The organism is Buttiauxella gaviniae ATCC 51604 (assembly GCF_001654835.1).
GTDB lineage: Bacteria > Pseudomonadota > Gammaproteobacteria > Enterobacterales > Enterobacteriaceae > Buttiauxella > Buttiauxella gaviniae.
On sequence record NZ_LXEP01000041.1, the window covers coordinates 23,391 to 32,234 of the forward strand.

Genomic DNA, 8,844 nt, shown 5'->3' on the forward strand with positions numbered 1-8,844 from the left:
GACCACTCAGTCAGAGATCTTCCGTTTAGCCTGCCGACACTACAGTGTAGATACATTGTTGACACATTAGATTGGCTGAATTACTGTTGCTACAAACGTATCAACAAAGGAGTTCTCGCATGGCACAATCTGTCGTCAAAAAATGGGGTAATAGCCCTTCAGTTCGCATTCCCGCCGCTATCATGCAAGCCGCTAGTTTGAATGTTGATGATACGGTGGATATTGCCGTAGAAGATGGTCGTATCATTATTGTTCCTGTGAGAGCGAAAGCCTATTCGCTTGATGCGTTGTTAGCCGGAATTACCCCGGAAAATCAGCATGAGAAAGCGGAGTTTGGCGCACCGGTTGGCAAGGAAATGCTCTGATGGTTTCTCGCTATGTACCAGATGCAGGCGATTTAATCTGGATTAATTTTGACCCTGTTGAAGGGCATGAACAAGGGGGGCATCGCCTGGCGGTTGTACTTAGCCCGTTTGCTTATAACAACAAAACGGGGCTGTTGTTGTGTGTGCCTTGCACTACAAAAGCAAAGGGATATCCTTTTGAGGTTGAAATAACACAGAGCCGTGAAGGCGTCGCATTATCCGATCAAGTCACCTGTGTGGACTGGCGAGCACGAAAAGTCGAGAAGAAAAGCAAAGTTAACGCCACAGAACTGGCTGATATCCGGGCGAAAGCAAAAGCGTTGTTCGGTTGATATCGAAAATGGCCTCCCGTCACGGTGGCCATTTCAGAACAGCTTGTCATCACTCGTAGGGCCGCATAGCTGCGGCCCTTGTTTTTACGCCGCATCAGCCAGCATAAACATGCCGTACGGATGGATTTCAAGATAATAATTGTCACCTACGTCAGGCTGTAAGCGAGTTGCGTTCACCTGCAATAACAGCGCCTGGCCATGCCATTCCACAGTCACTTCATATTGCGGCCCCATATATGCCACATGGCGTACCACGCAGCGCTGGCTTTCGTCGCCATGTTCGCTGAGAGTAATCGCCTCCGGGCGCACGCCAACCGTGCCTTCTGTTTGAGTTACGGTCAACTGCGGCGGGCGCGGTAAACGGTAGCCATGGATCTCGACAAAATCGCTGCCAAAACGCGCCGGAAAGACGTTTGCATCACCCATAAAGCTCGCCATAAAGCGTGAGGCGGGCTGGCGATACAGCGTTTGCGGGCTGCCAATCTGCATGATTTCACCTTTGTTCATCACCAGTACCGTATCCGACACGGCAAACGCTTCACTCTGATCGTGAGTAACGTACAGCGACGTGATGTTGAACTGCTTTTGTAGCTCGCGGATTTTGTCACGCATGCTACGGCGCAGGTTGGCATCAAGGTTACTGAGCGGCTCATCAAACAGCAGCACTTTCGGTTTCAGGATCAGTGCGCGCGCCAGTGCCACACGTTGCTGCTGGCCGCCGGAGATCTGGTCAACAAAACGGTCTTCGAAACCATCTAAATCGACCATTGCCAGCGCTTCTTTCACGCGTGTTTTAATTTCCCCACGCGAGGTGCCGAGCATTTTCAGTCCGTAACCGACGTTATCGCCCAGCGACATATGCGGGAACAGGGCGTAGGACTGGAACACCATGCAAATGTCACGCTGTTGAATGGAACGGTGCGTCACATCTTCGCCATCAATAAAAATCTGCCCTTCAGTGGGTTTTTCAAGCCCGGCAACCAGGCGTAAAACGGTGGTTTTTCCGCAGCCGGAAGGGCCGAGTAACGTCACCATTTCACCCTTTGGGATCGCCAGATTAATGCCTTCAATAACGGTGTTATTGCCAAACCGTTTCGTGACATTGCGCAGTTCTACAAAATGAGGTTGTGTCATGTGTTACTCCGTAATCACGCGTTGGTTTTGGCTTTTGAACGTGAAATACGCGCTTCACCAATCAGCCAGTCAAAAATGAAAATAATGGTCAACATTACGACGATAAGAATCGAGCCGTAGGCTATCGCCACTCCGTATTCACCATCTTCCACGCGGTTAAGAATGTAGGCGGTTGCCACACGAGTATCCGGCGTGACGAGGAAGACGATGGCACTAACAGTCGTAATGGCGCGCACAAAACTGTAGATCAGCGCGGATAAAATCGCCGGGCGCAGCAATGGCAGCAGGATGTTGATAATGGTGCGCATCGATCCGGCACGCAGGCTCAAAGAGGCCTCGTCGAGTGATTTGTCGATTTGCCCCAGCCCAGCAATCCCGGCACGAATTCCCACCGGTACGTTACGCATCACCATCGACATAATCACAATCGCCGCCGTTCCGGTCAGGTAAACCGGGGCGCTGTTAAACGCCAGGATATACGAAACGCCCGCAACGGTGCCTGGAACGGCGAAGCACAGCATGGTGGTGAATTCGATGGTCTTTTTGCCACGGAACTGCTGGCGCACCACTATCCAGGCAATCAGCAAGCCGAAAAAGGCGGTGATCGGTGCGGCAATCCCGGCGTACAGCAGCGTGTCGAGCAGTGAAGGCCACGCGCCATCGCTCATGCCCTGGCCGAAGAGCTTGATGAAGTTATCGAACGTCAGCGTGTAATCCACGCCCCAGTTAACTGTGAAACTGCCATAGAAAATGCTGCCGTAAAGTAGGGCGTTAAAGGCAATCCACACCGCTAATAACGCAATGACCGCCCACACCAGTGTCACTGGCAGCGGCTGAACGTCGCCTCGGTTCGATTTACCGGAAACGGTGACGTAGGAGCGTTTTCCAATCCACATGTACTGAATGCAGAACACCAGCAGTGAGAAGACCAGCAAGAATGCGCCTAGTGTGCTGGCGGCCTGGTAATCAAGTTGCGAGCCAGTGATGTAGAAATAGATTTGTGTGGCGAGTACGTCGAAGTTACCGCCAAGTACCAGCGGGTTACTGAAGTCCGCCAGCGATTGCACAATCACAATCAAAAAGGCGTTAGCCAGTGCCGGTTTCAGCAGCGGTAAAAACACCCCTTTAAAGGTCTTCCAACGCGTAGCACGTAGGGTATAAGAGGCTTCTTCCAGCGACGGGTGAATGGTTTTAATCGCACCATCGAGGATCATAAAGGCCATCGGCGTAAATGCTAAAACTTGCGCCAGCCAGATACCGGTAAAACCGTACAGCCAGTTGGTGTTGGTCAATCCGAACCAGTCGACCATCAACTCGGTGATATACCCCGAACGGCCCATCATCAACGTGACGCCAAGGCCGACGACAAACGGCGGGGTCACGATAGGCAGAATCGAGAAAATACGGCCAATAATAGCGCTACGTTTGGCGATGCGGGTGGTGTAAATCGCCAACACCAGGCCGAAGAAGGTGCAGCCAATTCCCACCGCAATCGACAGCGCGATGGAGTTGATAATTACCTGGATGATATGCGCCTGGCTGAGTACCGCCATAAACGCTAGCGGCGCAAACTCCCCGGCATCATTGGTAAACATCGGAATGAAAATCGCGATGCTCGGCCAAACAATAAACACACCAATCAGCGCGATAATTGTCACCAGCGAACCAATCACAAAGCTGTCGCCACCGAGCCATTCAAGGCGAGTCAGTGCGAGAGTGATAACCATGCCGAGCGCGATAAACAGCACAATAGTGGCGTAACCCATTCCACGCTCGGTAAGGGTTGCACTGACTACCACAAAGGCCATGCAAAAGAGTGCCCAGCCTGCGTCGAAATAGTGACGCTGGCGCTTTTCTGGCCCCAGTTCATTAAACGGGCGCAGCAGCAACAGCGAAGGTAAAACGTACCACAGCAGACTAATGTTAAGTCCAGACCAGCTGTAAGCATTGATTAGCTCATCACTTGTCGATTCAAATAACCCGTAATCGAGGCTCCAGCTTGGCAGCAGGGCAAAAGCCAGCCAGCACAGCGCCACCCACCAGATAATAGCGTCCCGCTTTCGCGTAGGTCGCAAAAGTAAAGTTTCAGACATAAGTGCCTCATCGGCCAAAAGAAAAGGAGGGGGAGCAGGTGACGTGACGCTGTCACCTGCTAACGGGTTAGTTACCCATTTTTACTTCGCTAACCCATTTGTTGATCAATGCTTTGCGCATGTCAGTCGCACCGTATTTGTCCATGTCGTAGTTGATGAGTTTCAGGTCATCAAGCTTGAGCGACAACGGTGAGCTTTCGGCGGTTGTGTTGGTCAGAATTTGATAAGACTTGCCTTTTTTCCAGGAGAGTTCCTGCGCTTCTTTTGACAGCACCCAATCAACAAACAGTTTGGCGTTGTCCATATTGCGTGCACCTTTCAGGATGCTGACACCACCAATCTCATAACCGGTGCCTTCACATGGGGAAATCAATTCCAGCGGAGCACCGTTCTCTTTTTCCAGGGAGTAATCGTGCAGGAAACCAATGCCGATGGCGGTTTCACCACGCGCGGCGTTACGCGCCGGAGCAATACCAGATTTGGTGTACTGAGAGATATTGCCGTTGAGTTTTTTCAGGTAATCAAATGCCTGATCTTCACCCCACAGTTGGGCGAACGTTGCCAGAGCGGTATAAGCGGTGCCCGAGCTTTGTGGGTCAGCAACCTGGATTTCACCTTTATAAATTGGGTTGGTCAGATCTTTCCAGCATTTCGGCACCGGCAGGTTCTTCTCTTTCAGGCGCTGGGTGTTAACACCAAAACCGAGAATGCCGATATAAACCGCTGAGGAGTAGTTGCCTTTGCGTTTAGCCGGGTCCTGGAATTTTGGCATGATTTGCGCGAGATTTGCTGATTTGTACGGCTCAAGAAGATTCATTTCCCCCGCCTGGGATTGCGGATCTAGCGTACCGCCATACCAGACATCAGCCTGCGGGTTTTTCTTCTCGGCATCAACTTTCGCAAGCGTGCTGCCCGAGCCGTTGCGGATAAACGAGGTTTTCACCTCGTATTTTTCACCGAACGCTTTGGTTTCGGTTTCACACATTTCGTTGGTAGCGCTGCAATACACCACCAGACGGCCTATGGCTTGCGCGGCACCTGACAGGGTAGCCAACGCAACACCCGCAGCAACCAGAGAAGAGAGCACGGTCAGTTTCATATTATTATCCTAAGTGTCCTGAGGTAAGGTAACTGCCGGGTCCATGGCGCCAACACTCCTGTCCTGTGCGCTGATGCCCGCCATTAACAGGGGCATCAGCAAAAATCCAATTAATGCGGCGGCAACGGTGAGTAGTGCGAACATCCCGGACCAGCCATAGCGCTCAATCACCTGCGACAACGGCCATCCTGCCAGAGCCGCACCTAAATAGGCGAACAAACCCAGAAACCCGGTAACGCTGCCTGCCGCCTGTTTATGGCTGCACTCCACGGCGGCGAGACCAATCAGCATCTGCGGGCCAAAAACAAAAAAGCCGATGGCAAAAAAGCAGACTGCCAATAATGCGTAGTGGTGCACTGGCGATAACCAAAGTGCGGCGACCGAAACAAACAGCCCCAACGCAAAGAGTAAAATCATCGGCCCACGCTGGCCACGAAACAGCAAATCTGAACCCCATCCGGCAAACAGTGCGCCCAGTAATCCGCCCATTTCGAACAACATCACCGTGGCGTTGGCGCTGAGTAAATTCACGCCGTGGCTTTCATAAAGCCAGATGTTGCCCCAGTCGTTCAATGCGATACGAATCAGATATACCAGCACATAACTCACACCGAGAAGCCAGACCATCGGGTTTTGCAGCACCGTGCTGCGAAACATTTGCCACTGCGGCATTGGAGGACTGAGCTGTTCCTGGCGCATTTCCAACGGGTCATGTCGCCAGACGCCGACCGGTGGTAATCCCAATTCTTGCGGCGTGCCGGTCAGGCTGCGGCAAAGCCAAATCCCAATGACAATGCCGATGGCACCCGAAACAAATAACGATGCCTGCCAGCCGTACCAAAGCGCCATCAGCGCGGAAATCAGCGGCACCGCCGCACCGCCGAGGTTGATGGACGTGTTCCAACACCCCCACCAAAAACCGCGCTCGTTGCGCGAATACCAGTGCGTTAATAACCTCGCGCACGGCGGCCATCCCCAACCCTGGAAAAACCCGTTTAGCGTCCAGATAATCAGCAACATCGGTAAATTGCTGCCAAACGCAAACAGGATATTTAGTATCCCGGTGGCCAGCAGGCCGGCACCCATAAACCAGCGTGCGCCCCGGCGGTCGTGCCACAATCCTGCGACAAATTTCGACAGGCCGTAGGAGAGATAAAACAGCGTGCCCAGCAGGCCGATATCACTTTTGCTTAAATCCAGATCGAGCTGCATCGCCGGAAGGACAAAACTGACGCTTTTGCGTGTCAGGTAAAATGCGGCGTATCCCACGACCATCGACAGCAGCAAACGTGGACGCCAGTAACGATAATCACGGCCGATTGTTTGCTCGGAAATCATCTGATTCCTCCCGGTTGAAATGACTATAGAAAACGCTGACAGAAAGGGGATGAGACAAGGTTTTAGCCAACCAGGAATTATTCCTGGTTATCCCTGTTTTTGTTCAAAAAATGTGGGCAGGTTAACAATTACGCGTGTGCCGGACTGGCTTTCGAGTTGCAAATCTCCGCCTAAAGCGCGGATTCGTTCGGCAATCCCTTGTAATCCGAGGCCGGTGTGGGTGCTGCCGCTAAAGCCGATACCATCGTCTTTGACTTCAAGGCGCACGCCGTGGGGTTGCTGAGTTAACGCGATCTCAACCTTGTGGGCGTCAGCGTGTTTGCAAATGTTATTGAGCAACTCCTGCACCAGACGATAGAGCGTAAACACCACCGGGTCGCTGGCGGGCTGGCCGGGTAAATCGTAATGGAAACGGCAGGTGATACCGCGTTCGACAAAGGCGAACTCCTGAATCAGATGGTGCAGCGCTTTATCGAGGGAAATTTCGTCCAGCACTGGTGGGCGAAGCTGGCGCAATAAGTGGCGGGTCGAGTGGTGAATACGTTGGGCAAGCTGGTTGATTTGCTCGGCGGCGAGTACCGTCGCATCACCGCTGGCAGTGCGCTTAACCAGCATCGACTGGATTTGAATCGCAGTAATATTCTGACCAATTTCATCGTGCAGTTCTCGCGCCAGATCTTTGCGCGTGTCCTCTTCGGTGTGCACCAGTTGTTCCATCAACTCGCGGCGCGCCTGTAACTCAACTTCCAGCCGTTGGCGGTAACGATGAAGATTATTTGCCAGATGCTGCTGGCGACTGATGGCAATCCCAAGACCAATGCCCAACAGCGCCTGGGTTGAGAGAAAAAGTTCCATCTCCATCAAGCCGTTAAAGCCGCTGCCAATTTGCCGGGCGATGGTAATCATCATGCTGCCAAGGAGCGCTGCCAGCACACCGCCTTGCCAGCCAAATTTGTAGGCCATGACTACGTTTGGCAGGAAAACCACAATCAGCAACAAACGCTCGATTTCCGGCGACACCACCATTTGTGCGCCAACACCGATGATGAAAAACAGGCTGCACCAGATAAGCAACGAAGTGCGTAGCGGGGGATTAGGAGTTTCTTGTGCCAGCAGGCTTTCCAGATGCTGTTGGCGCAGATATTCATAAATCAAATAGACGAACGGCGTCAGCACTACACCACCAGTAAACGCTGCCAGCAGTGTTTGTGAAGCGGAACTCGACAGAAATGGCGTCAGCACCAGGGTGTGTAACAGCGCATCGCCAGTAATGGCCGCCATCAGCAGCGAAAGCCGCTGCCAGTACAGCGTAAAACGGTGCCAGTAATGCTGAACTAATAGCGCAGGAATAGCGCTAAGCAGCGGGGAAAGCAACATGACGGGTTCTGTCATTAATTGTTGCAGCCAAAGCCAAATAAGTAGCCCGATCACCGGAATAAATAGGGCTGGCCAATAGCGACGATGTAGCAAAATCAACAATGCGAGATGAACGCCCTGCGGCAACAGTAAGGTAGCCTGCTGGCCGTTATCGGTGAGATAAAAACTGATCGTCCACAGGGCAAGCCAGGTCAGCCCCCAGGCAAAGACGATAAACAGCGATAACAGCAGATGACGCCACGCGCGAGACATTTAGTGCCCGGTTAACAATTGGTGTTCAAGGGCAAAATGCACCAGTTCGATGGTGCTTTCACATTGCAGTTTGCCGAGGATGTTGGCGCGATGCACATGGACTGTTTTGTGGCTAAGATTGAGTTGTTCGGCAATGTGTTTCACGCTTTCGGCTTTGATCAGCAAATCGAAAACTTCATGCTCGCGTGGAGTGAGAACTTCCAGAACTTTGGCTGGTTGCCCTGCGTGCCGTAACGCTCGTAATGCATCCGCACATAAATAATGGCCGCCCATACCAACGGAACGAACCGCCTGTACTAATTCCTCCGGGCCGCAGCGTTTGGTGAGATAACCGCTGGCACCGGCATCCAGCGCACTTTGCACAAATGCTGTGGTGTCATAAATGCTCAGAATGATGGCGCGGAAACCGGGGCGTTGTTGGCGCAGGCGTTTGAGTAGGCTTAGGCCGTTTTCGTCCGGCATTGCCACGTCGAGCACGGCTACATCGGGCTGATTTTTTACCAGCGCAGGCCAGGCTTCGGCGGCAGAGCTGTACTGCCCCACAATCTCAATATCGCTCTCAAGGCTAAGTAACTGCGCAAAACCGGAGCGCACCACAACATGGTCATCAACTAAAGCAACGGCAATCATCGTTCTGCTCATCAGAAGGGAGTCTGGCGACATCATGAGGGCGAATGGATTCTGCGCAATGGGGATGTTGGGTTTATGTTACAGGGGTAACAGAAATGGGGGCAAGTAAGCTTATGGCTTTTGGAGGATCGAGATTTTCCGTTCACCCGAAAGTTTACCGTTCCTACATGGATCAGCGAACGGTGAGCGTGCCAAGGAGAGAACGCCCTCTCCTTGGCAATCCT

9 protein-coding genes are annotated in these 8,844 nt (G+C 52.5%); 3 read left to right on the top strand and 6 right to left on the bottom strand.

The annotated features are described in order from the left end of the window. The first annotated feature begins 119 nt into the window (after positions 1-119). A complete protein-coding gene (locus M977_RS20805) occupies positions 120-365 on the top strand; it encodes an AbrB/MazE/SpoVT family DNA-binding domain-containing protein (RefSeq protein WP_064518659.1) in 246 nt (81 codons plus the stop codon). Continuing rightward, the gene (mazF, locus tag M977_RS20810) at positions 365-697 is read left to right on the top strand and encodes an endoribonuclease MazF (protein ID WP_064518660.1); all 333 of its coding nucleotides are present in this window, start codon (positions 365-367) and stop codon (positions 695-697) included. The genes M977_RS20805 and mazF overlap by 1 nt, the downstream gene beginning before the upstream one ends. 84 nt (positions 698-781) lie before the next feature. Here mazF and fbpC read toward each other — a convergent pair whose 3' ends face one another. From fbpC to M977_RS20840, 6 genes are all read right to left on the bottom strand, one after another. Next, the gene (fbpC, locus tag M977_RS20815; protein WP_064518661.1) at positions 782-1,831 is read right to left on the bottom strand and encodes a ferric ABC transporter ATP-binding protein; all 1,050 of its coding nucleotides are present in this window, start codon (positions 1,829-1,831) and stop codon (positions 782-784) included. A gap of 14 nt (positions 1,832-1,845) precedes the next feature. After that, a complete protein-coding gene (locus tag M977_RS20820; protein ID WP_064518662.1) occupies positions 1,846-3,924 on the bottom strand; it encodes an ABC transporter permease in 2,079 nt (692 codons plus the stop codon). A 67-nt stretch (positions 3,925-3,991) separates the two neighbouring features. Continuing rightward, entirely contained in the window at positions 3,992-5,023 is a 1,032-nt protein-coding gene (locus tag M977_RS20825; protein WP_064518663.1) for an ABC transporter substrate-binding protein, read from the bottom strand. A gap of 9 nt (positions 5,024-5,032) precedes the next feature. Then, a complete protein-coding gene (uhpC, locus tag M977_RS20830) occupies positions 5,033-6,361 on the bottom strand; it encodes an MFS transporter family glucose-6-phosphate receptor UhpC (protein ID WP_064518664.1) in 1,329 nt (442 codons plus the stop codon). An 87-nt stretch (positions 6,362-6,448) separates the two neighbouring features. Continuing rightward, positions 6,449-7,990, bottom strand: coding sequence for an MASE1 domain-containing sensor histidine kinase (locus tag M977_RS20835; protein ID WP_064518665.1), 1,542 nt, complete (start codon positions 7,988-7,990; stop codon positions 6,449-6,451). After that, on the bottom strand, positions 7,991-8,620 hold the full coding sequence (locus M977_RS20840; RefSeq protein ID WP_064518666.1) for a response regulator transcription factor: 630 nt from the start codon (positions 8,618-8,620) through the stop codon (positions 7,991-7,993). Between the two features lie 44 nt (positions 8,621-8,664). On the opposite strand from M977_RS20840, the gene M977_RS25715 reads away from it, so the two are divergent. Continuing rightward, the coding region (locus M977_RS25715; protein WP_209438612.1) for a hypothetical protein at positions 8,665-8,844 on the top strand (180 nt) is incomplete at its 3' end.